This is a genomic window from Kitasatospora acidiphila, from assembly GCF_006636205.1.
In the GTDB taxonomy this organism is placed as follows: Bacteria; Actinomycetota; Actinomycetes; order Streptomycetales; family Streptomycetaceae; genus Kitasatospora; species Kitasatospora acidiphila.
This window is the reverse complement of record NZ_VIGB01000003.1, coordinates 4,735,780-4,760,858: the sequence shown is the minus strand read 5'-3', so window position 1 is coordinate 4,760,858 and position 25,079 is coordinate 4,735,780. Positions and strand designations below refer to the sequence as shown.

24 protein-coding genes and 1 pseudogene are annotated in these 25,079 nt (G+C 70.3%); 9 read left to right on the top strand and 16 right to left on the bottom strand.

Annotation, left to right across the window (positions count from 1 at the left end):
* The first annotated feature begins 18 nt into the window (after window positions 1-18).
* Complete coding sequence (locus tag E6W39_RS22505; RefSeq protein ID WP_141635066.1) at window positions 19-288, top strand: hypothetical protein; 270 nt, start codon at window positions 19-21, stop codon at window positions 286-288.
* A gap of 143 nt (window positions 289-431) precedes the next feature.
* The gene (locus E6W39_RS22500; RefSeq protein WP_228718288.1) at window positions 432-1,928 is read left to right on the top strand and encodes an aminopeptidase P family protein; all 1,497 of its coding nucleotides are present in this window, start codon (window positions 432-434) and stop codon (window positions 1,926-1,928) included.
* 87 nt (window positions 1,929-2,015) lie between these two features.
* Here the strand turns inward: E6W39_RS22500 and E6W39_RS22495 are convergent, their stop codons facing one another.
* The 10 genes and pseudogenes from E6W39_RS22495 to E6W39_RS22450 form a co-directional block, all read right to left on the bottom strand.
* A complete protein-coding gene (locus tag E6W39_RS22495; protein ID WP_141635064.1) occupies window positions 2,016-3,425 on the bottom strand; it encodes a hypothetical protein in 1,410 nt (469 codons plus the stop codon).
* On the bottom strand, window positions 3,422-4,117 hold the full coding sequence (locus E6W39_RS22490) for an RNA polymerase sigma factor (protein ID WP_141635063.1): 696 nt from the start codon (window positions 4,115-4,117) through the stop codon (window positions 3,422-3,424). The genes E6W39_RS22495 and E6W39_RS22490 overlap by 4 nt, the downstream gene beginning before the upstream one ends.
* Before the next feature lie 122 nt (window positions 4,118-4,239).
* A complete protein-coding gene (locus E6W39_RS22485; protein WP_141635062.1) occupies window positions 4,240-5,556 on the bottom strand; it encodes a hypothetical protein in 1,317 nt (438 codons plus the stop codon).
* 145 nt (window positions 5,557-5,701) lie between these two features.
* Window positions 5,702-6,478: a MerR family transcriptional regulator gene (locus E6W39_RS22480; protein ID WP_141635061.1), complete on the bottom strand. Its 777-nt coding sequence runs from the start codon at window positions 6,476-6,478 to the stop codon at window positions 5,702-5,704.
* 76 nt (window positions 6,479-6,554) lie between these two features.
* Window positions 6,555-7,919: a hypothetical protein gene (locus E6W39_RS22475; RefSeq protein ID WP_407658437.1), complete on the bottom strand. Its 1,365-nt coding sequence runs from the start codon at window positions 7,917-7,919 to the stop codon at window positions 6,555-6,557.
* A gap of 152 nt (window positions 7,920-8,071) precedes the next feature.
* Entirely contained in the window at window positions 8,072-9,448 is a 1,377-nt protein-coding gene (locus E6W39_RS22470; protein WP_141635060.1) for an ABC transporter substrate-binding protein, read from the bottom strand.
* Between the two features lie 43 nt (window positions 9,449-9,491).
* Window positions 9,492-10,310, bottom strand: a complete 819-nt coding sequence (locus tag E6W39_RS22465) for a carbohydrate ABC transporter permease (RefSeq protein ID WP_141635059.1) — start codon at window positions 10,308-10,310, stop codon at window positions 9,492-9,494.
* Window positions 10,307-11,206: a carbohydrate ABC transporter permease gene (locus E6W39_RS22460; protein ID WP_141635058.1), complete on the bottom strand. Its 900-nt coding sequence runs from the start codon at window positions 11,204-11,206 to the stop codon at window positions 10,307-10,309. Before E6W39_RS22460 ends, E6W39_RS22465 begins: the two co-directional genes overlap by 4 nt.
* 189 nt (window positions 11,207-11,395) lie before the next feature.
* Window positions 11,396-13,522: an alkaline phosphatase family protein gene (locus E6W39_RS22455; protein ID WP_141635057.1), complete on the bottom strand. Its 2,127-nt coding sequence runs from the start codon at window positions 13,520-13,522 to the stop codon at window positions 11,396-11,398.
* A gap of 207 nt (window positions 13,523-13,729) precedes the next feature.
* Window positions 13,730-15,087 (bottom strand): annotated as a pseudogene (locus tag E6W39_RS22450) (CoA transferase).
* A 72-nt stretch (window positions 15,088-15,159) separates the two neighbouring features.
* Here E6W39_RS22450 and E6W39_RS22440 point away from each other — a divergent pair.
* On the top strand, window positions 15,160-16,041 hold the full coding sequence (locus E6W39_RS22440) for a sigma-70 family RNA polymerase sigma factor (protein ID WP_141635054.1): 882 nt from the start codon (window positions 15,160-15,162) through the stop codon (window positions 16,039-16,041).
* A 15-nt stretch (window positions 16,042-16,056) separates the two neighbouring features.
* Here the strand turns inward: E6W39_RS22440 and E6W39_RS22435 are convergent, their stop codons facing one another.
* Together E6W39_RS22435 and E6W39_RS43065 are read right to left on the bottom strand one after the other, a co-directional pair.
* Window positions 16,057-16,605: an NUDIX hydrolase gene (locus E6W39_RS22435; protein WP_141635053.1), complete on the bottom strand. Its 549-nt coding sequence runs from the start codon at window positions 16,603-16,605 to the stop codon at window positions 16,057-16,059.
* A gap of 97 nt (window positions 16,606-16,702) precedes the next feature.
* A complete protein-coding gene (locus E6W39_RS43065; protein WP_181799394.1) occupies window positions 16,703-16,927 on the bottom strand; it encodes a hypothetical protein in 225 nt (74 codons plus the stop codon).
* A gap of 207 nt (window positions 16,928-17,134) precedes the next feature.
* Between E6W39_RS43065 and E6W39_RS39575 the strand changes: the two genes are divergently transcribed.
* Window positions 17,135-17,284, top strand: a complete 150-nt coding sequence (locus E6W39_RS39575) for a hypothetical protein (RefSeq protein ID WP_181799393.1) — start codon at window positions 17,135-17,137, stop codon at window positions 17,282-17,284.
* Window positions 17,285-17,621: 337 nt separating this feature from the next.
* Here the strand turns inward: E6W39_RS39575 and E6W39_RS22425 are convergent, their stop codons facing one another.
* The 3 genes from E6W39_RS22425 to E6W39_RS22415 all read right to left on the bottom strand — a co-directional run bounded on the left by E6W39_RS22425 (window position 17,622) and on the right by E6W39_RS22415 (window position 19,574).
* On the bottom strand, window positions 17,622-18,233 hold the full coding sequence (locus tag E6W39_RS22425) for a glycosyl hydrolase family 18 protein (protein ID WP_228718287.1): 612 nt from the start codon (window positions 18,231-18,233) through the stop codon (window positions 17,622-17,624).
* Window positions 18,234-18,540: 307 nt separating this feature from the next.
* Entirely contained in the window at window positions 18,541-18,735 is a 195-nt protein-coding gene (locus E6W39_RS22420) for a DUF397 domain-containing protein (protein WP_228718286.1), read from the bottom strand.
* An 8-nt stretch (window positions 18,736-18,743) separates the two neighbouring features.
* Window positions 18,744-19,574, bottom strand: a complete 831-nt coding sequence (locus tag E6W39_RS22415; protein WP_141635050.1) for a helix-turn-helix domain-containing protein — start codon at window positions 19,572-19,574, stop codon at window positions 18,744-18,746.
* A 584-nt stretch (window positions 19,575-20,158) separates the two neighbouring features.
* Between E6W39_RS22415 and E6W39_RS22410 the strand changes: the two genes are divergently transcribed.
* The 5 genes from E6W39_RS22410 to E6W39_RS22390 all read left to right on the top strand — a co-directional run bounded on the left by E6W39_RS22410 (window position 20,159) and on the right by E6W39_RS22390 (window position 22,318).
* The gene (locus E6W39_RS22410) at window positions 20,159-20,479 is read left to right on the top strand and encodes a sigma-70 RNA polymerase sigma factor region 4 domain-containing protein (protein WP_141635049.1); all 321 of its coding nucleotides are present in this window, start codon (window positions 20,159-20,161) and stop codon (window positions 20,477-20,479) included.
* Window positions 20,476-20,706 carry a hypothetical protein gene (locus tag E6W39_RS22405; RefSeq protein ID WP_141635048.1) on the top strand — a complete coding sequence of 77 codons (231 nt, stop codon included), beginning with the start codon at window positions 20,476-20,478 and terminating at the stop codon, window positions 20,704-20,706. The genes E6W39_RS22410 and E6W39_RS22405 overlap by 4 nt, the downstream gene beginning before the upstream one ends.
* Window positions 20,706-20,912 carry a hypothetical protein gene (locus E6W39_RS22400; protein WP_141635047.1) on the top strand — a complete coding sequence of 69 codons (207 nt, stop codon included), beginning with the start codon at window positions 20,706-20,708 and terminating at the stop codon, window positions 20,910-20,912. The genes E6W39_RS22405 and E6W39_RS22400 overlap by 1 nt, the downstream gene beginning before the upstream one ends.
* A 5-nt stretch (window positions 20,913-20,917) precedes the next feature.
* A complete protein-coding gene (locus E6W39_RS22395) occupies window positions 20,918-21,415 on the top strand; it encodes an NUDIX domain-containing protein (RefSeq protein ID WP_141635046.1) in 498 nt (165 codons plus the stop codon).
* Between the two features lie 426 nt (window positions 21,416-21,841).
* Window positions 21,842-22,318 (top strand): glycine-rich domain-containing protein, encoded by a 477-nt coding sequence (locus E6W39_RS22390; RefSeq protein WP_181799392.1) that lies wholly within the window; start codon window positions 21,842-21,844, stop codon window positions 22,316-22,318.
* 1,870 nt (window positions 22,319-24,188) lie between these two features.
* Here the strand turns inward: E6W39_RS22390 and E6W39_RS22385 are convergent.
* Window positions 24,189-24,947 (bottom strand): GntR family transcriptional regulator, encoded by a 759-nt coding sequence (locus E6W39_RS22385; RefSeq protein WP_141635044.1) that lies wholly within the window; start codon window positions 24,945-24,947, stop codon window positions 24,189-24,191.
* Window positions 24,948-25,079: the final 132 nt, after the last annotated feature.

Below are 25,079 nucleotides of genomic sequence, written 5' to 3'. Positions count from 1 at the left end.
GTGCTTCCAAGGATTCCCGTGGGGGGAAACGATGCGTCAAGCGAAACTGCTCCGCCGCGCCGCGGCCGCACTGTTCACCGCCGGTCTGGTGGTCGGCTCAGCCCTGGTGGCGGCCGGCCCGGCGGCGGCCCGAACACCGGCGGCGCCCTCTGGTCCAGCCACACCTGGGGCCACCCGGGCGCCTCCCTGCTGGTCCAGGACGATGCCAACGTGGTGGTGTACGCACCCGGCGGCGGCCCGACCACCGGCGGGGCCCTCTGGTCCACCCAGACCTGGGGCAAGGGCTGACCCACCCCGTTCGGCAGGGCCCGCCCGGGCCCTGCCGAACGGGTGATCGGGCACCGCTCCGTACCATGGGAGCCACAGCCGCCCGTGTCGTGTCGCGATCCGATGCGCCCCGGGGCGGAGGGAATCGCAAGGAGGCGACGAACGTGACCGAGGACCGCACCCCGGCAGTGGCGGAGAACCCCGAGGGCACCGGCACCGACGAGGAGGCCGCGGAGCAGCCGATCAAGGCCCGTAAGAACGGCCTGTACGACGGCGTGTCCGACGAGCTGGCCGAGTCGATGAAGTCCGGCTGGGCCGACACCGAGCTGCACGACCTGCAGCCCGTCGAGCAGGCCTCCTACACCGCCGCCCGGCGCGCCGCGCTGTCCGCCGCCTTCCCCGGCGAGCGCCTGGTGGTCCCGGCCGGCAACCTGCGCACCCGGGCCAATGACACCGAGTACTCGTTCCGGGCGGCCAGCGAGTACGTCCACCTCACCGGCGACCAGACCCAGGACGCCGTGCTGGTGCTGAACCCGCTCGCCGCCGGCGGCCACGACGCGGTGCTCTACCTGCTGCCGCGCTCCAACCGGGAGAACGGCGAGTTCTGGTTGGACGGCCAGGGCGAGCTGTGGGTCGGCCGCCGCCACAGCCTGACCGAGGCGGAGCGGCTGCTCGGCGTGCCGGCCCGCGATGTCCGCGAGGCCGTCGAGGAGCTGACCGCCGGCACCGCCGTGCCGACCCGCCTGGTGCGCGGCTACGACGCCGGCCTGGAGGGCGCGCTCGGCACCGACGAGGAGCGCGACGAGGAGCTGCGGGTCTTCCTGAGCGGCCTGCGCCTGGTCAAGGACGCCTGGGAGATCGAGCAGCTGCGGGCCGCCTGCGACGCCACCGTCAACGGCTTCACCGACGTGGTGCGCGAGCTGGACCGGGCCAAGGCCACCTCGGAGCGCTGGATCGAGGGCACCTTCTGGCGCCGCGCCCGGGTCGAGGGCAACGACGTGGGCTACGGCACCATCGCCGCCGCCGGCCCGCACGCGACCACCCTGCACTGGGTGCGCAACGACGGCGACGTCCGCCCCGGCGAGCTGCTGCTGCTCGACGCCGGCGTGGAGACCAGCACCCTCTACACCGCCGACGTGACCCGCACGCTGCCGATCAACGGCACCTTCACCCCGCTGCAGCGCAAGATCTACGACGCGGTCTACGAGGCCCAGCAGGCCGGCATCGCCGCGGTGAAGCCGGGCGGCCGGTTCCGCGACTTCCACGACGCCGCCCAGCGGGTGCTGGCCGAGCACCTGCTCGCCTGGGGCCTGCTCGACCCGGCGGTCTACGACGTGGCGAAGGTGCTGGAGCTGGGCCTGCAGCGCCGCTGGACCCTGCACGGCACCGGCCACATGCTCGGCCTGGACGTGCACGACTGCGCCCACGCCCGCCGCGAGCAGTACGTCGACGCCGAGCTGGTGCCGGGCATGTGCCTGACCGTAGAGCCGGGCCTGTACTTCCAGCTCGACGACCTGACGGTGCCCGAGGAGTACCGCGGCATCGGCGTCCGGATCGAGGACGACATCCTGGTCACCGAGACCGGCAACGAGAACCTCTCGGCCGCCCTGCCGCGCACCTCGGCGGACGTCGAGGCGTGGATGGCAGCGCTGAACGGCTGACCCGGTCGAACGGCCAAGACCCGCCTCAGGGGGCGCCCGGTGGTCCGGGCACCCCCTGAGGCGTTCTCAACTGGGCTCGTGCCATTGTCACTTGGTGACCAATGGCAGGTGGACGAAGCTGGTACCCAGCGTGCTGAGGCTGCCCTCCGGGACGAACTTCAGCCACGCCACCGCCACCAGGTTGAGGGGCGACTGGGCGAAGTTCGCGGCCGGGGCGAACGAGATGCGGTAGTTGACCGTCTTGGCGGCCCCGGCGGCGAGCTGGAAGGCCGGGACGTTCCCCTTCGGGCCCGGGGCGCCGGGGGCCAGACCAACGCTGACCCAGGAGCCGTCGTCCGCCTGCTCCTCCAGCGTGCCGGCGCCGGCGCCGGGAACCGTGACGTCCGGCAGCACCTGGAGCAGCGGCGTGCTGCCGGTGTTGGTGAACGTCACCGAGAAGGGCACCTTGGTGTTGTCGTCCGGCACCTGCTGGCCGCCCTGGCCCAGGCCCGAGGTGCTGATGCTCACGGGGTTGGGCATCGGCGGCAGGTGGCCGCTGAGGTCAAGGCTGCCCAGCACCGCCTGCAGTCCGCTCTCGTACTTCGGGTCGAGCCCCCGGACGGCGAGCAGCACCTGCTGCTGGAAGCCCCACATCCTGGCGGTGAACTGGCCGCCGCCGGTGCAGTTGACGTTCCAGGTGGCCAGGCCGGCCTGGCCGGCGGGCAGGGTGACCGTCGACTTGTCGTAGGAGGCCAGGCTCACGTCGCCGTTGTGCGGGTTCTGCGGGTCGTAGCAGTACGGCTGGTGACTCCAGGCCTGGGACCTGTCCAGTTCGTCCAGCGTCGGGTCGACGGCCTGGTTGACCTCCTGGGTGGTCGTGTAGACGGCGAGCGTGATGCCGTTCGGGCCACATGCGCCCAGGCCGATGGTGGCATTGGGGTCGGGCGCCTCCAGGCATGCTTGGTCCCCCAACGGGCTCCCGACACTGACCGACCACCCGCTCGGCAGCCGGAAGTTGACCCCGCGAAAGGACTGGACCGCCCCTAGGCTGACCGGTGCCGCCGGTGCGTCGCCGGGCGGCGGTGTCGTGGTCGCCGTCGACTGGTCGCTCAAGGGGGCGCCCGGCGAGCCGCCCGCCGCGTCCGGGCTCGTGCTCGTGCTCGCGCTCGCGCTCGTCGAGGCGCTGGGGCTCGGCGCCGGGCTGCCGCTCGGGCTCGGCGTCGGCGCGGCGCTGCGGCTCGCCGTGATCGAGCCGGCGGGAGCCGGCTTGGCGCGGTCCGCCACCGTGCTGGACCTGAAGCCCGCGAAGCCGATGGTGACGGCGGCGGCCAGCCCCAGCGGCACCAGTGCCGCGTGGACCGGCTTCAGCCGGCGGATCCGGCGGCTCGGCGGCGCGGCCGGGCGCAGATCGTGCACGCCCACCTGGTCGGCCCGGGCGGCCAGTGCCTCGCGCAACAGCCGCTCCACCGGACTGTCGCCGGGCCCGCCGCCCTCGGGATGCTTCTGATCAGTCGTCATCTGGCCTTCTCCAGCTGCTTCTCCAGGGCGTCCAGGGCCCGGCTCGCGGTGGACTTCACGGCTCCTCGGGAGATCCCCAGGGCCTCGGCTATCTGCGCCTCGGACAGATCGGACCAGTAGCGCAGCACCAGCACCTCGCGCTGGCGCTCGGTCAACTCCCGCAGGGCGGCCACCACTCGGCGGTGTTCGTCGTTGAGGACGGCGTGCTCCTCGGCGGACGGGGCGTCGGCCTCGTGCGGCGGTACGTAAGCGCGCGCGGTCTTGCGGCGGCGCAGCACCGAGCGGGCGCCGTTGACCACCGAAGTGCGCAGGTAGCCCAGCGCGTTGTCGACGTCGTCCAACTGCTCGCCGTGCTTCTGGAAGAGCGCGGCGAACGCCTCCTGCACCACGTCCTCGGCGATGTCCTGGCGGTCCACCAGCAGCACCGCCAGCCGGACCAGGCCGAGCCGGTGGGCGTGGTAGAGCTCGGTCAGGGTGGGGCGGGATTCCTGCTCGGGCGCCCGGCCGCCGCGCAGCAGCCGGAATCCGGACCGGCGGACGGCGGCCGCCTGCCCGGGCGACTCGGAGGGCTCCTCCGAGCCCGCGGCCGGGCTCAGCGCACTGAAGAACGCCTTCAGCACTCCCGCGGGCGCCCAGGCCCGTCGCCCGCTGCGCGCAAGCACAGCGGGCGGCAGGCCGACTACCAGTGACATGTGCGTTCTGCTTCCCCCGGGGACGGCGGCGGGGGACGGTCGCCGTCCAGACTGTTGGCCTTGGCGCAGTTGATCTTGATGTAATTGATCTTGGAAGGGCGATTTTCGCAGCAGCCGACCCGTCAGCGGACGACGGCCACCGGGATGGTCACCGGCGCCGCGTAGTGGGCGTCACCGACGGCACCGGCACCCACGGTGAGCGAGGTGATGCCCTTGGCGGTGCTCGCCTTCAGCGCGAACCGGAAGTCGTAGTTGAAGACCCGCCCGGCCGGTGCCGGGATGGTGGCGACCGAGGAGGCGTCCACCGCGACGCCGTCGCAGTCCTGCCGCACCGGGAGTTGCTTCCAGGCGCCGTTGACCATGACCTCGGCCGTGACGTCCTGGGCCCGGAGCTCGCCGGCCGCGTCGTTGAAGGTCAGCCGCGGGGCCAGCCAACCCATCTGCTCCTTGGTGAAGTTCCCGGGCGAGACCTCCACCTCGACCGCCGGGCCGCCGACCTCGACCGAGGTGGGGTGCGGCGTCATGGTGGGCATCGAGGCGGTCGGACGGTGGTCGTCGGTGACGGTGACCTCGTCCGTGGTCCCGCCGAGCAGCGGGTGCGACTGCTTGGAGACCGGGAGGAAGGCGTCGGCCTCGAGCAGCAGGGTGCCGGGGCCGTTGTCCGCACCGAGCCCGACCCGGTAGTCGATGGTGCGGCTCGCGCCGGGCTCGAGCGCGAAGGCGGCGTCGTCACCGCTGTACGCGTAGTCCGTGCCCAGGCCCTGGCTGAGCGGCAGGTCGGTCCAGCCGGAGGCGTCCTGGCGCTGCAGGCCGCCCTGGGCCATCGAGGTCCCCTGGCAGCGGGCGTGCGCGTAGTGCTGGGCGGCGACCACGGGGGCGACCGCGTCCAGGCGGTGGCCGCTGGTGTTGGTCCAGGTGACCGAGAAGCCGGTGGGCTTCATCGCGCCGACCGGCAGGCCCTGGTTCGGGCCCAGGCCCAGGCCGCTGAACCGGATGGCCACGGCGTCCTGGCCGGGCACACCGGCGGACAGCTCGTTCTTGGCGGCGGGGCCGGTCGAGGACGGGGCCGTGGACTGCGCGGCGGCGGCCGGGGCGGCCGGGGCCTTGGAGTGGCCGGTGGGGGTGTGCGCGACCGGGGTGCGCGCGTCGGCGCCGGTGGTCGGCGCGGCCGAGGCGGTGGACGCGGCGGGGCTCGCCGGGGCGCTGGGGGCGACCGGCACCCCGGCCCCGGGGATGGCGGCGGACGGGCGGGCGGCCGCCTTGACGGCGGCGGCCGGCGCCGTGCCGTCGCCCTTCGCCGTGCCGCTGCCGACCGCGCCGACGGCGACCACGGCCGCCAGCGGCACGGTGGCCGCCAGCCGGCGGACCCGGGCGGTGTCGGCGCGGCGCGCGGCCGAAACAGAAATCTTGGCAATTCGGTCGATAACGGACGCGCGCACGACGCAACCCCCCAGGGTGTGGATGTCCTCAGTCTGCTGAGAGCCCCCGACCGGGCGTGCCGTCACCCGGCCGGTCCCGTTCCCCTTGCTCTCACCCTGATAGACGTCCAGCACCCCGGGGGTTGCAGGTGGTCTCAAGAATTTCTCAGTGGCCGGCCCGGGTGGCGTTGGCCAGCATCGCGTCGTGCAGCCACTGGGCCATGCCGGGGGCGACCTTGTCCAGGTTTGCGGTGAACCGCGGGTCGCCGACGTACAGCGAGGCGATGCCCCGGTGGATCTCGTAGGTGCAGTCGTAGAAGTTCTCGCAGATGTGCTGCCGGTGCTGCTCGGCGAGGTCCATGCCGGCCTCCCCGTCGGGCGCCTCGCCGGCCGCCATCGCGGCGGCGATCCGCTCGTTCAGCGCGGCGGTCTCGATCTGGATCCGCTGCCAGTCCTCCTTGCTGTAGGAGCCGGTGCGCTGCTGCGACTGCTTCCAGGCGTCGGTGTCGCCCCAGCGCTGCTCGGCCTCCTGCTCCCAGGCCTCGTCGTAGTCCGGACCGAAGAGCTCGAACTTCTCCTCGGCCGTCAGCTGAATGCCCATCTTCTCCGCCTCCATGGCGTGCTCCACGGCCTCGGCCAACTCCTCCAGCTTCCGGATCTGCTCCTTGAGCAGGGCGTGCTGGCGCCGCAGATGGTCACGTGGACGGCTCTGCGGGTCGTCGAGAATGGCCGCGACCTCGTCCAGGGAGAACCCGAGCGCGCGGTAGAACAGGATCTGCTGCAGCCGGTCCAGATCGCGGTCCTGGTACAGCCGGTAGCCGGCCGCGGTGCGGCCGCCGGGCGACAGCAGGCCGATCTGGTCGTAGTGGTGCAGGGTGCGCACCGTCACCTTGGCGATCCTGGCCACGTCGCCGACCGAGTAGCCGTCGGTCCCACCGCTCATCGGGGTCTCCCTCCTCGCTCGGGCACCACCCTCGGGCCTGACGTAGCGGGAGGGTCAAGCCCGGCGGAGGAGGGCGTCAGCTGCGCGAGGTGGCCGGGGTGCGGTACTCGCCGCCGGGCTGGCGGGGCATCCCGCCGCGTCCCTTGGCCCGGCGCCCGCCGCCCCCGCTGGGCGCGGGGCCGCCGGCCGCGGCGCTGCCGCCACCGATCGGGGCCGAGATCGGGGTGAGCGCCAGGGTGGGCCGCTCCGCGCCGACCGACCGCCGCCGGGTGCCGGAGCCGCCGCCACCGCGCCGGCGGGGCCGTTTGGTGGGCCAGAGCAGCACATAGGCGGTGGAGACCACCACGAAGGCCAGCCGGATCATGCCCTTGGCCGAGTCCGAGGGGACCGCCAGCGCGCTGCCGTAGAGCGAGAACAGCGCGATCCAGCTCCACCACGGCACCAGCCGGCGCTGCCCGACGGCGTCCCAGAGCAGGGTTCCGAGCAGGATCGAGGCGGTGTAGTAGGTGTAGACGCTCGGGTCCAGCAGGATCCGCGCGTTGCACCCGACCAGCACCACGGCCGGCCAGCGCCCGCGCCAGACCGCCAGGGTGCCCAGGCCCATGCCGATGGCGAACTGGGCCGGCCGGTCCCACACCGGGGTGGACGGGTCGGAGACGCCCAGCCAGCGCAGCGAGGAGGCGGGCTGGTTGGGGATGGTGAACTTCGCCGCCGAAAGCGAGCCCAGGTTGCTCAGGTAGAACGGCAGCCAGGCGATCGCCACCAGGCCGATGCACCACATGGCGGCGCGCTTCCAGTCCTTCTTCGGCAGCGCCAGGAGCAGCGGCAGGAAGGCGACCGCCCAGGGCTTGGAGTCCACCGCCATCGCCAGGTAGATGCCGGTCGCGGCGGCCTGGTTGCGGACCATGGCGTGCACGGCCAGCATCGTGAAGAAGAGCGCCAGCACGTCGTCCATGTGCCCGAAGCGCACCGAGACCTCGACCCACATCGGGATGAAGGCCAGGCCCGCGATCAGGATCCGCTGCTGCAGCCGGCGGTGGTTGGTGCCGGTGCCCCGGTAGTACCAGGCGGCGGTGCGCCCGACCATGACCACCATGATCAGGCCGAGGATGGACATGAAGCCCTCGGCCAGCACCTGCCCGATGTGCGGCGGCCACGGCGCGCCGAAGAGCCGGGCGACCGCCAGGCTGACCGGGCCGATCTGCAGCTCGGGGTGATGCGCGTAGAGCGCGAGCCCGCCGTCGCCGGCGTGGCTGAACAGCAGCTGCTCGCCCTGGCGCAGGTAGTGCCAGGAGAAGCCACCGCTCGGCTCGACGATCACGAACCAGAGCACCGTCCAGGCGAACAGCAGCACGTGGTGCCGACGGACCGGGATCCTCCCGATCCGGCCGGTCTTCGACCCGTAGTCAGTCGCGCCCTGCTCTGCGCTTGCTCCGCGCACCTGGTTCCTCTTCCCCGGACCTGCCCCCACTGGCCGGACATCCTATGCGATCAGTGCGAACGGCGGGCCAAACCTCCCGGGCGGTTCGGTTTCGCCGCAGGTCAGAGCCCGGTCGAGCGTCGAGGCACGGCGGTTCGACCGGGCACCGGAAGTCAGCCGACCGAGTTGTTGTAGCTGTCGATGGCCGGCTGGATCGCCTTGGCGGCGTCCGCGAGCGCCTGCTGGGCGGTCTTGGAGCCGCTGATGGTCTGCTCGATGGCATTCTCGACGCCCTGGCGCGCCTGCGGCATCACGCCGAGCAGGCAGCCCGCGTTGGCGGCGGACGGCTTGGTGGCGTTCAGCTCGTCGATCGCGGTCTGGAACTGCGGGTGCTTGGCGACCCAGGCCTTGTCGGTCGGGTCGTCCAGTGCCTTGCCGTTGATCGGGAAGTAGCCGGTGCCGGTGTGCCAGGCCGCCTGCTGGGCCGGCTCGGCGAGCCACTTGGTGAACTCCCAGGCCGCCCGCTGCTCGGCCGCCGAGTGCCCGGGGCCGTCGATCCAGAGTGAGGCGCCGCCGATCGCCGGGCCGCCCGGGTCGCCGTCGTTGATCTTCGGGTAGGGCGCGGTGGCGACCTGGAACTTGGCCGCCTGCACATAGCCGCCGAGCACGCCGGTGGACTCCAGGTTCATCGCCACCCGGCCGGCCTTGAAGGCGGCCTGGGCGTCCGCGGTGACCCGGCCGGTGTTGACCGCGTAGCCGTTCTTGACCAGGTCGGCCCACCACTGCAGGGCCTGCGCGCCCTGCGCCGAGTCGTAGACCACCTTGCTCGCCTTGCCGTCCCGGCCGTTGTTCTGGTCGCAGTAGAGCGTGCCGGACTCGGCCAGCAGCTCCTCCACGAACCAGCCGTAGATGGCCGCGCCGAATCCGTACTGGGTCGTCTGCCCGCCGGCGTCCTTGACGGTGAGCTTCTTGGCGTCGTCGCCGAGCTCGGCCAGGGTCTGCGGCGGCTTGGTCGGGTCCAGGCCGGCCGCCTTGAAGGCGTCGGCGTTGAGGTAGAGCAGCGGCATGGAGGAGTTGAACGGCATCGAGACCAGCTTGCCGCCGGCCGTGTAGTAGTTGCGGATCGGCGCCTCGATGTCGGTCAGCGAGTAGCCGTCCTTGTCGGCGAACGCCTGGACCGGCACGGTCTGCTTGGAATCGATCATGAACCGGGTGCCGATGTCGTAGACCTGCACCAGCGACGGGGTGCCCTTCTGCTGCACCGACGCCTTGTACTTGGAGATCACGTCGTCATAGGTGCCTTGGAAGACCGGCTTCACCTGGATCTTGCCCTGGTGCTCCTGGTTGAACTTGTCGATCAGCCCGTTCAGCACGGTGGCGTTCTGCCCGGTCATGGCGTGCCAGAAGGTGACCGTGGTCACCCCCTTGGCGTCGGTGAGCGCCTGGGCGCCCGGCGCCGAGCCGTCCGATCCGGAACCGCTCCCCGTCGACGAGCTGCACGCGGTCAGGGCGAGGCCCGCCACCACCGTCGCTGCCAGCAGCTTGCGCACGTCACTGTCTCCTTCTAGCTAGGTCTCAGCCTGGTTCGGTGGATCAGCGGACCGCACCGGCGGTCAGTCCGCGGACGATGAAGCGCTGGCCGAAGACCACCAGGAGCAGGGTCGGCAGCACCGAGAGCAGTACGCCGGCCAGGATCAGCCCGGGGTTGGCGACATCGGCGTCGTGCAGGCCGGCCAGCCCGATCTGCAGGGTCTGCATCTGCGCGCTGCGGGTGATGATCAGCGGCCAGAAGTACTGGTTCCAGGCCGACAGGAAGACGTAGATGGCGACCGCCGCCAGCGTCGGCTTGTTGAGCGGCACCAGGATCCGCCAGAGGAACCGCCAGTGCCCGGCGCCGTCGATCCGCGCCGCGTCCCGCAGTTCCGCCGGGAACTGCCGGAACGCCTGGCGCAGCATGAAGGTGCCGAACGCCGAGGCCAGGAACGGCAGGACCAGCGCGGTGTAGCTGTCGCCCAGCCCCCAGTCGGACAGGGTCAGGTAGTTGGGGATGATCACGGCCTCCCACGGCACCATCAGGGTGGCCAGGAAGACCCCGAAGACCGCGCCGCGCAGCCGCAGCGGCAGGAAGACCAGCGCATAGGCGGCCAGGATCGAGGTGAGCAGCTGGGCGACGGTGATCAGCCCGGCCACCAGCGCCGAGTTGAGGTACTGCCGGGCCAGCGGCACCGAGCTGGCCGCCCCGCTGAAGTTGCCCAGCGTCAGGTGGTGCGGCACCAGCGCGGGCGGGTAGACCGCCAGGTCGGCGTTGGTCATGAAGGAGCCGACCAGCACGTAGTAGACCGGGAAGCAGACCACCAGCGCGGCGGCCGCCAGCAGCAGGTAGACCGCGGCACGGCCCAGCACGCGACTCATGCGTAGTGCACCTTTCGCTCGATGACCCCGAACTGCAGCGCGGTGCAGGCGAGCACGACCAGCAGCAGCACCACGGCCTGGGCGCTGGCGGTGCCGAAGTCGCTGGAGCCGAAGGCGAAGGCCTTCTGGTAGACCGAGTAGTTGAGGGTGGTGGTGGAGTGGTCCGGGCCGCCCTTGGTGAGGATGTTGATCTGGCCCAGGGTCTGCAGCGCGTTGATGGTGGAGACCACCACCAGGAAGAACAGGTGCGGACCGAGCAGCGGCACGGTGATCGAGCGGGCCAGCCGCCAGCCGCCGGCGCCGTCCAGCCGGGCCGCCTCGCTGATCTCCGGGGCTATCGAGCCGACCCCGGCCGACAGCACCAGCACGTTGTAGCCGAGGTTCAGCCAGATCGTCACCAGCGCGAGCGAGACGAGCGCGACCCCGGAGTCGGTCAGCCAGTTCACCGGTCCCACCCCGAGGTGGGAGAGCAGCCCGTTGATCACCCCGGTGGCCGGGTTGTAGAAGACCCCGAACACCACCGAGGCGCTGGCCACCGAGAAGGCGAACGGCAGCGCGAAGGCCGAGCGCAGCAGCCGCACCCCGCGGATCCGGCTCTCCAGCAGCAGCACCAGCAGCAGCGCGCCCAGCACCCCGGGCAGCACGGTGAGGAGCACGAACAGCCCGGTGGTGGCCAGCGTGCGGGCGAACTCTGCGGAGCTCAGCAGGTCCGCGTAGTGCTGGAGGCCGACGAACCGGGTGGGCGCCCCGAACAGGTCGTTGGCGTGCGTGCTCAAGTAGAAGCTGCGGTAGAGCGGATAGCCCAGGAAGAGCGCGAAGACGGCCACCGAGGGCAGCAGGAAGGCCCAGGCCAGCGCCTTCTCGGCGGGCCGGGCGGACGACGGTGGTCGTGGCATGCGGATTCTCTTCCTCCCCCGGGGTGTCCCCGTGCCTTGCTCGCCAGACCGTTTCGCGCCCGGGTGACTGCTCGGTAGCGGGCGGGCGACGCTTGGGTGTCATGCCCACAACCACACGGATGCGAACCTGCCGCCCTGGGAACAGCAGTCCCAGGACGGCAGAGTGACGCTCAGTCAGTTATTCGCAGCTCAACCGGCCAGCTGCTGGGCCTGCTTGACCAGGGTGTCGGCCTGGGCGGTCAGCCGGTCGGCCTGCGGGGCGTCCATCCGCTGGCCGCCGAAGGCGTCCGCGTCCAGCACCTTGGCGATCTGCCCGGCCAGCGCGTCCCGCTGGTTGCCGAGCGCGGTCAGCTGCGCGGTGCCCTGCTGGTACTGCTGGTCACCGGCGCTGACCGACTCGATGTTCCGGGTCGAGGCCTTCAGGGTGGCCGAGTCGAAGGCGCCGACGCCCGCGTTCAGCTGCTTGTAGGCCGCGGCCAGCTTCTGGTAGTCCCGGCCGTGCTGCCCGCGCAGGTTGCCCGGACGCGCGTTGTTGTCCAGGAACTCGGTGAGCACCCGGCCGTCGTGGGTGTACGAGTCGCTCAGGCCGAGCAGCGCGAACATGGTCGGACGGATGTCGGTGTGGTCCGACCAGACCTTGCCGGTCTCCCCGTCGTGCCGCACGCCCGGGCCGACCAGGCCCAGCCAGGTGGTGTTGATGTCGGGCGAGAAGTCACCGTGGTTCCAGGCGTACGCCGGGCCGAGCGCCACACAGGTCGCGTTGCAGTTGGCCGCGCCCGCGTAGACGAAGTAGTTCGGATCGGCGAACGAGGTGAAGGTCGGCGTCCGCAGCGGATCGCCGGTCTGCATGTGCAGGATCTTCTGCTCCGCCTGGTCCGCCAGGTAGTTGGAGACGGTGTCGGTCTTGCCGGTGATCGGGTTGACCGCCGTCACCTTGGACCAGGCCTGCTCGAACGACCTGGTGGCCGGGTCGTCCTGGCCGGGCCGGCCGTTCAGGTAGAAGTTCGGCGCCGAGTCGGCGTGCACCTGGAACGGGGTGGTGACGCCCTGCTGAGTGGCCAGCAGGCCACGGGCGTTGGCGTTCACCTCGCCGATCTGCTGGTAGCTGCACGGCACGGTGATGCCGTCGCAGTTCGCCGGGGTCGGCTGGCCGCCCACGAAGTGGTCGTTCTCGTCCGAGGTGACCACGAAGAGCGTGTTGCTCTTGTTGATGCCGTCCTTGTTGAGCCGGTCGAAGAAGTTCCCGAACGCGTTGTCGTACGACTTCAACTGGGCCGTGTAGTTGGCCGCGCCCGGTCCCATCGCACCGGCGCCGGCGCCGTGCTGGTCGTGCGCGTCCGAGATGTAGGCGTAGGTGACCGGCACGCCGGCCTCCTGCATCTGCGCGACGTAGCCGAGCGAGTTGTCGGCGGTCATCGCGTCGAAGCCCGGGAAGCCCGGGTTGCCCTTCGGGTCGGTGATCGGGGTGCCGGCGGTGCTGCGCACCACGCCGTCCGAACTGATCGCCTGGTCGACGTACTTGGCACCGAACAGGGCCTGGTAGCCGTCGTAGCCGCCCGGCTCGTCCGGCAGCACGTCCGGGCTGGGGGTGCCCTTGGCGCAGAGCGCGGAGTCCTTGGCGCAGTGCACGCCGATGCCCACGTAGTCGGCCTGCGCCTTGGCCGGGTCGGCCTTGGCCTCGGCGTACTGCGGGCCGTCGGTGCCGAACACCTTGTTGATGTCGACGGTGGTGTTCTCCAGCACGGTGTTGGCCGTGGAGACCGAGCCGAAGTCGCAGCCCGCCTTGGTGTAGCCGGCCCACGGCGCCGGCGCCATCTTGCCGTCCGGGCCCACCATGGTGGGGGCGCTGTCGGACGGCTTCGGCACCGAGGTGTCGGCCACGCCGTCGGTCCAGTAGGCGAAGCTGCTGGCCGAGTTGGTGGTGCCGTCCGGGTTGTAGTACCGGTACGAGTTGGAGACCGACTGGCCGTGCTTGTCGCCGTACAGGCCGGTGATCGACGTGAGGATGTCGTCTCCGGTGTGGGCGATCAGCGGCGTGTGGTGGTCGGTGTCGAGGGTGCCGTTGTCCTTGAGGAAGTCGAGCAGGTGCGGCATCTGCTCGAGGTCGGACGGCACGTTCGGGTTGTCCCGGGTGAAGTGCACATTGTCGAACTGAAGGTAGATCACATGCTGCACGTCCCGGCCGTCGGCCGAGATCTGGCAACCGTTCGACTGCGGGTGGCGGTGGCCAGGGTCGGCGGTCGCCGCACCGGCGGTCACCATCCCCAGCCCCAGCCCCGCCGTCAGCGACAGCGCCAGCCACTTGCTCCTGCGCATCCTGCTCCCTCTCTGGGCGCCTGCGGGCACGTCCGCGCGCCCGCAGTGGTGCCATGTCGGGGACGCGCGTAGATCGCTGGCCGGAGGGCAGCCCGAGCCACCCCCCGCCACGCGTGCCACAGGCTGCCACAGCCGACCTGAACGCAACAGGAGGCGTGCGCGCTGCCGTGGTGAAGTCAGGGTGAACGGCGCAAGATTGACTGAAAGTCAGGCCCTCCAGATTGGCTCGTCGCTGCCCCACCGGCTCGGGCCGTGCTGCCAGCCGCCCGGGACGCCCTGGTAGCCGAGCGGCGACCGGGCGTGGCGCAGCAGTCCGTAGGGGGACGGCGTTTCCACCAGGTACGGGGTCGGGTCGAAGGGCGCCTGGGCGGTGGGCTCGGCGGGCGTGGTGAGCAGCCACTGCGCGGTGCCGGCGAGGCAGTAGCGCAACCGGGCGGCCTGCCCGGTGCGCTGACGCTCCGTCAAGCCACGGAGTACGCCCGCCGCGATCAGGTAGCCGGTGCCGTGGTCCAGGGCCTGGGCGGGGAGCACGCCCGGCTGCGTGCCGTCCCCGGTCAGCTCGGCGATCCCGCAGCCCGCCTGCACCAGGCTGTCGAAGCCCCGGCGCCCGGCCCATGGACCGTGCCAGCCCCAGGCGTTGAGCTGCACCACGATGGTGCCCGGCAGCGCCTCGGGCGCGAGCCCGAACCGGTCCAGCGCGCCGGGGCGGTATCCGGCCACCACCACATCGGCGGTCGCGGCCAGCTCGCGCAGCACGTCCAGGTCGGCCGGCTCGGCCAGGTCCAGCCGGGTCGAGCGCTTGCCGAAACCGGTGTCGGCGTGTGCGTCCTCGCTCTCCGGCAGCCGGGGCGAGTCGATGCGCAGCACGTCCGCGCCCAGCAGGCCGAGCGTGCGGGTGGCGACCGGGCCGGCTATCACCCGGGTCAGGTCGAGCACCCGCACCCCGGCGGCGGGCAGCTCGGCAGGGGCCAGGCGACGGGTGCTGGCGCCCGGTTCGAGGTACTCGATCAGCTGGTGGTCGGTGGGCGCCGGGCCGGTGACGGCCACCGCGAGGGCGCCGGCCGCGTAGGCGGTCTCCTGCACCTCGGCGGAGTTGCGTTCGCTGAGCACCTTGCCCAGCTGCTCCGCCGACGCGTCCTTGGGCAGGCCCAGCGCGGCCAGCAACCGGGCCCGGTGGTGCGGGTAGTTGGCGTGGGTGCGTACCCAGCCGTCCAGCGTCCGCCAGAAGCCCGAGTGCGGGGCGAAGGTGGTCAGCGCCCGGCCGTCGATGCGCAGCTGGCGCTCGCTGGTGAACGCCGTGGCCACGGCGCCCTCGTCGATCCTCCCCAGCCTCCGGCCGGGGGGACCCCCATGGCGAGTGCCTCGGTGCCGTTGCGCTCGGCCAGCAGCTCGGCGGCGGCCAGCGAGCAGGCGGCCACGGTGGCCCGGGCCAGCTGTCGCACGGGCAGCGGACTGGCCAGGGCACCGGGCACCTCGCGGTACTCGACGGCGGTGGCGGCGGCCGGGTCCCCGCCGAGGGCGGACCAGGCGGCGGTGGTGAAGTCGTCAGTCGTCACCTGCCGCATTCTGCCCGCCTGTCACATCCTCTGACCGGCATCCGTCAGTGATATGAACGACACGACGGGGAGGAGATCATCATGGACGACCACGACTGGCTGGCCGACCGCTTCGAGGCCGACCGGGGACAACTGCGCGCGGTGGCCTACCGGATGCTCGGCTCGGTGCCCGAGGCCGAGGACGCGGTGCAGGAAGCCTGGCTGCGGCTGAGCCGCTCCGACACCGGGCAGATCGACAACCTGAGCGCCTGGCTCACCACCGTGGTCGGCCGGGTCTGCCTCGACATGCTCCGCTCCCGCAGGACCCGCCGCGAGGACGCGCTCGACGACACCTTCGTGCCGGACCCGGTGGTCACCTCCACCGCCTCCGACACCGCCGACCCGGAGCAGCAGGCGCTGATGGCCGACTCGGTCGGGCTGGCCCTGCTGGTGGTGCTTGAGCACCTGGCCCCCGCCGAGCGGCTCGCCTTCGTGCTGCACGACATGTTCGCCGTGCCGTTCGAGGAGATCGCCCCGATCGTCGGCAAGACCCCGGCCGCGACCCGCCAGCTCGCCAGTCGCGCCCGCCGCCGGGTGCAGGGCTCGGCGCCCGCCCAGGAGCCGGACGTCGGCCGGCAGCGCGCCGTGGTGGACGCCTTCATGGCCGCCTCCCAGGCCGGCGACTTCGACGCCCTGCTCGCCGTGCTCGACCCCGACGTGCTGCTCCGCGCCGATGTGGGCGTGGGCGGCCGGCTGGTGCGCGGCGCGGCGGCGGTGGCCTCGCAGGCGCTGTTCTTCCGCCAGTTCGCCTACCAGAGCCACCCGGCGCTGATCAACGGCGCGTACGGGATGGTGTCCAGCGACGGCGAGCAGGTCGTCTCGGTGATGTCGTTCACGGTCGCCGACGACCGCGTGGTGGAGCTGAACATCCTGGCCGACCAGGACCGCCTGGCGCAGCTGGACCTGACGCTGCTGGACGACTGAGGCAGCCGCCTCGTCTCACCGTTCGACCCAGGTGTAGTTGGCGTCGGTGACGGCGGGCAGCGCGGCGCTGCTGATCGGTGCGTCGGGGGTCGGAAGCGTCGCGAGGGCCGGGCCGATCGGCGGAAAGACCGGCAGGTCGGCGGTGCCGCGGTAGTCCAGCCAGTCGATGTGGCCCACCTCGTGGGTGCCGTCGGGGAGTTCGTCGTACTCCTCGGCGGCGAGGCCATCGCGCACCGCCTCGCTGATGTGCAGCCGGTAGACCAGATGCAGCTTGCGCGGCGCCGCAGTCGGCCCGGGCCGGCTGACGCGCTGGTCCACCACCCACAACAGCTCGGGGGCGGCGGCTACTTGCCCCCGGGCGAGCCCGAGCTCCTCGTCCAGCTCCCGCCACAACGCGGCCTCCAGGTCCTCGCCAGGCTCGACATTGCCCCCGGGCGGCGTGAAGAACCGCACCCCACCGGGCCGTTCGCGCCGGATGAGCGCAACCTCGTCCCCGCAGAAGACCAGCGCCCCGACACGGATTCCGATGCGGCTGAAGGCGGGCACTGCTTCTGGCTCGGTCATGGCTTCAGTATCCGGCCGCTGCGACGAGCCCCGAATGCCGCCGGGCCCGCACCCATGGGAAGGGTGCGGGCCCGGTTGGCGCATCAGCGGTGGCGCGTCACATCTGGTCCGGGTGCGGCGCGTAGCCCGGCTGGCCCGGCTGGCCCGTGTACGGGTTGGCGCCCTGCGGCGGGACCGGGCCGCCCATCGGCGGCATCGGCGCGCCCTGCGGCGGGTACGGCTGGCCCTGCGGCGGCACCGGGGCGCCCATCGGCGGCATCGGCGCGCCCTGCGGCGGGAACGGCTGGCCCTGCGGCGGCACCGGGGCGCCCATCGGCGGCATCGGCGCGCCCTGCGGGGGAAGGGCTGGCCCTGGGGCGGGAACGGCTGACCCTGCGGCGGGAACGGCTGACCCTGCGGGACGTTCTCGAACGGCTGCGAGCTCGGGTCGATCGATCCGGGCGGGAAGGCCGCGCTCAGCTGGTCGAGCTCGTTGCGCCAGTAGCGGTGGATGTTGATGCGCTTCGGCTTGCTGTCGGTCGGGAGCTGCATGTACATCGAGCTCCAGATGCTGCGCCGCTTGACCCGGCTGACCGGGAAGGCGTGGCGCGGGAAGACCGCGATCACGTCGCCGGGGCGGTTGGTCCAGCGGTTGGCCGTGTTGACGACCACCGAGCTGCTGGTGAGCGTCAGGAAGTAGAACTTGCGGGTCAGCGCGACGATCAGACCGAGGCCCGGGATCTCGTCGAAGATCCCGTTGAGCCACGGGCTCGGACCGGTCTCCACGTGGACGCACGCGATGAACTGCTCGCCAGGCGGTGCCATTTGCGAGAGCTTCTCGATGACCTGTGCCTTCTGCTTTGACCGGCGGATCGCCATGTTTCTTTCCCTCTTACCCCGTCTAGTCCGCCAGCGCGGGTGCGGCGGAAAAAGGCTGAGATTAACAGGTCTTGATGACACATCGAATAGCCCTGGTCCCCGGTGCCGAATTGACACCGAGGACCGGGGAGGAATGTTCCTGATGGACCGTAAATGTCCTACTTCATGCTGCTGGTCATGGCATTGACCAGGGTGCCCGACGGGTCGTCGGCTTCCAGGGAATAGGCGAAGATGCCGCCCAGTCCCTTGCCGCTGGCATAGGTGCCGCGGGCGGCGATGGCCTGCGGGGTGTCACCGGTGAAGAAGTCGGTGCCGTCGTAGATCCAGGAGCTCTGGGTGGTCGGGTCCCAGTGCACATCGGCCGAGCCGGTCTTGCCGGTCGCCACCAGCTCCTTCCAGAACGCCACACCGGCCGCCTGGCTGGTGGCCTGCGCGGCGGACGGGCCGGTGGCGCTCTGGTAGAGGCCGCTGTTGCCACCCGCCGGCACGCCGGTCCAGCCGCGGAAGTAGAACGGCACGCCCAGCACCAGCTTGTTCGCCGGGAAGCCGCCCTTGATGCCGTAGGCGGGGTCGCCGTTGATGAAGGCGTTGACCGCGTTGTCGACGTTGTACTTCTCGGTGCCCGGGGCGACCGCCTTGCTGGGGTCGTCAGGGCTGTCGTGCAGCGGGTCCTGGAGGTTGGTCGGGCCGGTCGCGTCCCAGGCGCCGTGCATGTCGTAGGACATGATGTTGCAATGGTGATGCGGATGTAGTTCCCATAACGATCCCACCAGGGTGCCGTTCGGCCGGGTGGCGCGGGGCCTGGCTGGGGCGTGGGCGGTCGGCAAGAGGCGGGGGAAGCTTTGGGCGGTGTCCTGCCGGTGGTGGGGTCGGGCATGGCCGGGGGGCCGTAAGCTGCTGCGACTCGGTCAGGGCTTCTGGGCCTGACCGCAATTTGGCCGAGTGGCCCCCCGGTCTTGCTCGACTCGGGTTCCGCCAGCGGTAGGTGCGTAAAGCTTCCTTCGCCGGCAGTGGCCACAATGCGGCAGCCCCGACAGGCGAGCATCTGTCGGGGCTGCGATCGCGGGACGTTGGCAGTCAGGCGCTCGGGAGCGCTGCGACCTTGACGGCACCGACGAACGCTTGCCACGCATCCGCCTGAATCATCAGGACGCCCCCCTCTGGGTCCTTCGAGTCCCGAACGGGCATCACGCCGGGGAGGCCGTCGGCAACCTCGACGCAGTTGCCCCCCTGCTGGCTGTAGGACGACTTCCGCCAGCGAACGTCGGCCATGGCCATACTCACCGATTTTCCTCCCGAGCAGCGCGGATCTTGTCGAGGGACGCAAGTTCAGACAGCGCACCTACCTGAAGATGATGGTAGGCCCTATCCCAGGTGGCGAGAGTGGCCGCGTCCCGCACGAGAGTTGCCTGACCTTCCGACTCCGTGTACCCGATCAACGATCGATCAGGCAGTGACAGCAAGCTGATTGGCAGTACGAACGGCCGGTGCTCACCCAGAGCGAATGGGGCTACCTGGATGGTGATCCTCGGGCTAGCAGATGCCTGTTCAAGGGCGTCAAGCTGCCGGACCATGACCGCTGGACCGCCGACCACGCGACGCAGGCAGCCCTCATTGAGTACGGCATAGAAGTACGGTCCGGCCGGACTCTGGATCAACCTACGTCGACGCGCTGCCAGTAGAGCCAACCGCTCCTTGGCTTGCGTCTCGTCGATGATGCCTCGCGCCACGTCGGCTTTCGCGATAGCCGCTGCGTACTCCGGCGTCTGCAAGGGGCCGGGGATCACATCAAGTTCGAACATGCGAACCTCAACGGCCTTCGCTTCCTCTGCCAGGTACTCCGGGAAGCCTTCGAGGAACGATCGACCCTTGATGGCCTGCCAGAGGATCTGAAACAGCAAGCCCGTAGAGAAGACCTCATCCGCCCTCACGGCGAACAGACGACCAGGCAACTTGGACGCAGTTTCTACGCCGGACACGTGTGCGCCCGTGCAGCCGAGATGAAGCCCGGCCTCAACCTGCGTCCAGCCCTTTTCGAGTCGTGACCTGCGTAGTTGGTCGCCGAAGGCTGCCCTCGGGGACGCGCCAGGGTTCAGGCGCTTGATGTTCATGACCCTCCGTCAACTTGTATTGAGCCCACTGAAAGTTGCACGAGTTCCCGTCGGGAGAGATGGTAGACGCCCTCCCGGTAGTCGAGTGGCTACTGAGCGAAAGGCCTGCGCCTGGGCGCCTGGCCTTGTGATCCAGTGATCTCCTTGAAAGGAGCTGTGCTGTGTCCGAACGAGCCAACCCGCCGCCGTATCGGAGCAAGCACACGGCGACCCAAGCCGACTTCGAGGCGATGCGCCTTGACTACCTCGCTGGCGAGGCGTCGCGGCAAGGTCGGAACCTCTTATACGGGCCGCCGGCAGACTGCCAGTGCCCGCGCCATGCGGAGGTGCCTGATGAGTCAACTCCCCCCGGATGAAACGCCGTTCGCGCGATCGCCGATTTCATTGCCGCCGCGCCGCATGTGGCGGTTCGGGCGGTGCGTCTGCTGCGATCGTCAGACCCTGATCGCACCCGGGCCGCAGATCTACACGGACGAGGGATGCGCGGTCACCCTGCCGTACTGCCAGACCGGTTTTGAGCGCGCTTCGCGGTATGTCCGGAGGGTGGAGGTCCGTGCTCAGCTCCATGGCGATCGGGACATAGCGTGAGCTGGATCGAGTGGGGCGACAACTCCGTTACGGTGCTTGATCCTTCAGCGTTCACGCTTGCTCGCGCCATCGCCGTAATAGGCGGCAGCGCGCGTCAGTTCTCGGCCGACGAGATGGTGCGTCTCTACCTGGAAGAGGGGCTGTCCATCGCCAAGATTGCCGCCCGACTGGGCTGCACGGGCCCGCTGGTCAGCAAACGCCTGAGAGAGGCAGGGGTGCGCTATCGCCAGCCCTGGCCAACCCAAGAGCCCCCGTCCGTCGGCGCGCGCACGTTGGCGGACGGGAGCCTCAAGACAATCGAGAGGAAGCCTCTATGAGCACCGTCGACGCCATCCGCGCCGAGCTGTACGCCACCGGCACGATGCTGCACGCGATGGCCAACGCCCACGCGCCCACGGAGCAGCTGGACGTCACGCTCGGCGTGATGAAAGCGCTTCACGAGACCAGCGTTGACCTGCTGCGCGGCACCGACGGACAGTCGGCCAACTCGGCGGCCGTCCGCCGGAAGCAGTTCGCGGCCGTGCAGCTGTGCGCCGTCGCCTGATGGCCGAGCAGACGCCTCGCGTCGTGAACGTCGTCGTCCGTCCGATCTCGGGCTACGAGCTGGAGATTGAGGGGGCTGACGGTTACCCCCAAGTCGCTGAAGACGACTTCGACAGGCACCGCGAAGAGGCGGTGTCCGACGCGGTTCGTGAAGCGCTGGGCATCCCCGAAGACGTGCCACTCAACCTGACTATCACAGAGGAGTAACTACCTTGGCCCACAACGACATTGACGCCGCCAACCAGCCGCGCCGCCGCATCGGCTGCGTGGTGCTCGTGACCAACGCGGACGGTGACGTCCTCGGGGTTCAGACCACCTACAAGCCGAAGCCGATCCTGCCCGGCGGTGCTGCCCGCCAGGGTGAGCGGAGCAACTCTGCGGGCTCCCGTGAACTGTTCGAGGAAACCGGGATCCGGCGCGATCTGACGGGCATCCTGGCGTTCGACCAGACCCCCGCCAATCCGGCCACCGGTGCCACCGAGGGGTTCAACGTAGTTTTCAACGGCGGGATGCTGACCGACGCCGAGGCCGCCGCGCTGAGCGTGCCCGTCGACGCCCGGGACGAGATCGATGCGCTGGTGTGGCTGCCCCGTGACCGGCTCAACGAGCTCTGCGAGCCGTACCAGGCACGCCGCATCCGCCAGGCGCTGTACATGCTGGATCGGGGCCAGGAGCTGCCTGTGCTGTTCGCGGGCGAGCCTGCCGCGTAGTGCCTCCAAGACTCCCGCGCCGACCGTTGGAACTTCTCCCGCCGGCGCGGGGCACCAGCTCCGCACTGGAGTCATGGCATGCGACCAGTGCGGCGCTCGATCCCGTCCGTCAGTGCGCGGACGTCGACGGGCAGGCCCATCCACTCAACTCCGTTGAACGGATTAGGAAATGAACGGGAAGCAGCTCGCGGCGATCGCCGTGGTTCGAAGCTACGGCAACATGAGTTGCCCGCTGGGTTATGGGTCTGGAGTCAAGATCACGCCCAACGGAATGCAGAGGATCTGCACCGGCTGAGCGCGCCTCCTGAGGCGGCCCCAAAGCTCCCGCCCCGGGACGGGCTCAAGCTGTGCTCGCCCAACCCCGGACGCCGGGGCGGGTCCTGCAAGTGACAGAGCCAGAAGGGAAACACAATGAATACCGCTCAAATGCTCGACCCCCGAACCCTGCTGTCCGAGGAAGCTTTCTCGGGCGTCGTCGCCACCGTGCGGCAGAACAACCCGGGCATGGTGTCGGAGATCGCGCAGCGAATCACCACCGAAGCCCTTGCGTTCGTGGCAGCGTGCGCGGAATTCCCGGAGCTTCGATTGAAGCCCTCCCGCGTCGTGGACGAGGGATGGCACGCGCTGATCCTCCACACCCGCCTGTACGCGGAACTGTGCACGAAGCTCGGGGTGTTCGTTCACCATAGGCCTGAGGCACCGGACGTGACGCGCCACGACCCGAACGCGCTCAAGCGAACCATGCGAGCGATCAGCACCGCCGGCTACCCCGTGGATCACGCGCTGTGGGCCGGACCGGCGGACACGAGCATTCCCGTCGCGGCCGACTGTGAGCACAGCCCGCCCGGCCCTGAGGGGTCGTGCACTGGAGACTGCTCGAACACCGGGCCGAACGTCGCCTAGCAAGTAGGCAGGCAGAACCCGGTAGTTGACTCGCTCACTGCCAGGTTCTGCCATGCTGAGCCCATGCTCATGGTGAGTGACCTACCGGAAGACGCTCCCGACTGGCTACGGGATCACGTCTACGCCGCATACGCGGTCTCAGTCGGCTTGCTGGCAGTTGACGACCTGATTCCCGTTCTGTGGCCTCCGGGCTGTGAGCAGTATGACCAGCTGGTTGGAACTCCGCTCGGGTTCCGAACTGTCTGGTTGCGGCCGCCGCGTCACGGCCCTGTGGAGCGAAAGCGTCACAACCGGGCGCCTGTGCCTGGAGACGATGACTGGCTGAAGTAATCAGGCCTTAGCCTCAGCTGACGGCTAGACAGATCGAGACGAGCCGGTCTACGTTCGAAACCACAACAAAAGAGAGACCCCGGCGGGTGCTGGACACACCCCCGGGGCATGGCCGAAGCCACTGGAGGGCTCCGACATGACACACCCTATCGCCTGGGCGTTTGCCTGGGCTATCTGCCTCTGCATTGCTTGGGCTCTGGCCTGGGCTATCCCGGCGACGCCGGACCGGCCCGCCAAGCTCGAACCGATCCGGGTGCAGCTCGGCGTGCTCCCACCTGGCTCATGGCGCGAGCCCCGGCCCCGCGAGTATGCGACGTTGCTGGCGGTTATGCCGCGCGTCGCTGCCCAGTCCGAAGCCCCCTGGGAGGACCCGGCGGAACTCGTTCGCGGCCACGTTCGGCGCTGGGTCACCGAGACCCCGACTCCCGCGCCCGTTCCGCCCACCGCGATGCCGCCGAAGCCGGTGTTCCCTCCCGCAATGGCTCCTGTGCCCGCTCCGACTCAGACGGCCCGCGTGACAGACTTGTGGCAAGCGTATGAGGAGCGGCAGCAGGAAGTTCGGCGAGCTGCACTCGCCGCCCTGTCGGCCGGACTGCCGGACCCGGGCTACAGCTACCCGGGCGCACACCGGATGCCGGGCGGTGTGGCGCGATGATCACCAGGCCTGTGTGTGTGCGGTGCCATGTGCGTCCGTTGATCCCGGTTCGTGTCGGCAGCCTTCCGATGATGAGCAGTATTGCGCGACCTGTGTGGGCGTGCCTCGGTTGTGCTGGCGCGGTGAGGCGCTTGCTGCTGGGCAGGTAGTACCGGTTTGAAGTGGCGGCCCGATCACCCGCGTTGGGGGTGGTCGGGCTGTTGCGTTGTGGGGCGGTGGTGATTGTGGGTGGTTTGTTGACGGTGACACGGCGGTTGCGTGTTTGTCGCTGCTTGGTGTGATGCTGCGACTACAGTACTTGTCGCGCGCCGGGCGTGTCGGGGAGCTCGTTCGGATCCTGTGCATGTGCTCATCAGGTCTGGCCGAGGGGTGGAGGGCATGGACGACTGGGAAAGAGACGACGCTCCGGCATATGACGGGGGCATGAACTGGTTGGGCGGTGGCCCGAAGCTGCCGGGCGTCGACTACGCGGCGGCGTGGTTGGAGGCGCGACAGGCGGTCTCGGCGTTGAACGCGGCGTTCGCTCGGCTGGGTCTGGTGGGCGATGAGGTCGTGCGGGCACAGGCCGGTTGGGGGGACGACGGGAGCGGGGTCGTTTGTCTACGAGGGACGGCCGCGGGAGCGCGGAAACTGGCAGCGCTGCTTGCGCGGTTCGCTGACTCGAACGACGGGGGCGACTCGGCCTGATACTGCGCGTGGCAGTGGGGCCTGACTGCTGTCTGGCGGTGTCGTGGCGGGAGGCTGGTGGTGTTCGCGTGGGGCGGCCGGGCCGCCGGCCGGGACCGGCCGTCAGGCCGCATGCCCGGCCTGCGGGCCAAGGCCGCCCGGCGGCGCGAACGCGCCGCCGCCCTTGAGTACGTAAACGAGGAATTCCGGAAGGGGCGGTCAGGAACCGCCGATCACGGCGCGGTGGGTGTAGGTGAGGTGCACGCCGGTAGCGCCGAACGTGAGGGTTTCCAGCATCAGGCGCTTGGCGGCGTCTTGGGTCTGGGTGACGCGCTGGGTGATGAGCACGGGCGTGCCGTCGGGGACGTGAAGCGCGGCGTTCTCGTCGGGGTTGGGCATGCGGGCGGTGATGCCCTCGCGGAACTCGATCGGGCCGTGGGTAGCGGTCAGCACGGCGTAGGCCTCGGCGGGGAGGACGTTGGGATCGGTGGCGAGCGCGGTTCCGATGATCCGTTCCATGGGGAGCAGCATGGCGTGTCGGGCGCGGGCGCCGGTGGGCTTGTGGGTGATCAGGCGGTCGACCAGGTAGGCGGCTTCGCCTTCGTCGATTCGCAGGATGGCGGCGGGGGCGTCTTCGAGTCGGACGGTGTAGACCGTTGGCGTCTCGTCGTGCTGCCAGCAGCCGGGGCCGTTGAAGGTGCCGTCCGCGTGCTCGAAGACGGTGCGCTCGACGTAGACGGGGTCGGGTTCGCGGCGGGGCTCGCGGACGAAGGTTCCGCGTCCCTGCTCGACGGACAGGAGGCCTTCGTTGCGTAGTTCGGCGACGGCTTGGCGGATGGTGGCGCGCGAGACCTCGTACAGGACGGTCAGTTGGTCTTCGGTGGGGATCTTCTCGCCTGGCTTCCATCGGCCGCGTGCGATGGAGCGTCGCATCTCTGCGGCGACCTGCTGATACAGGGCCTTTGGTCGCACTGCCATGTGGTGTCCGCCCCTTCGGGTCAGGCTCGCATGCCTGGACTCGCCTGTCAGAACATTTTTTCGATCATCTTATGCCCTGGTCATCGGGCATGCGCTGACACTCATTCAGTAGTCATCAGGATGAATCCCCTT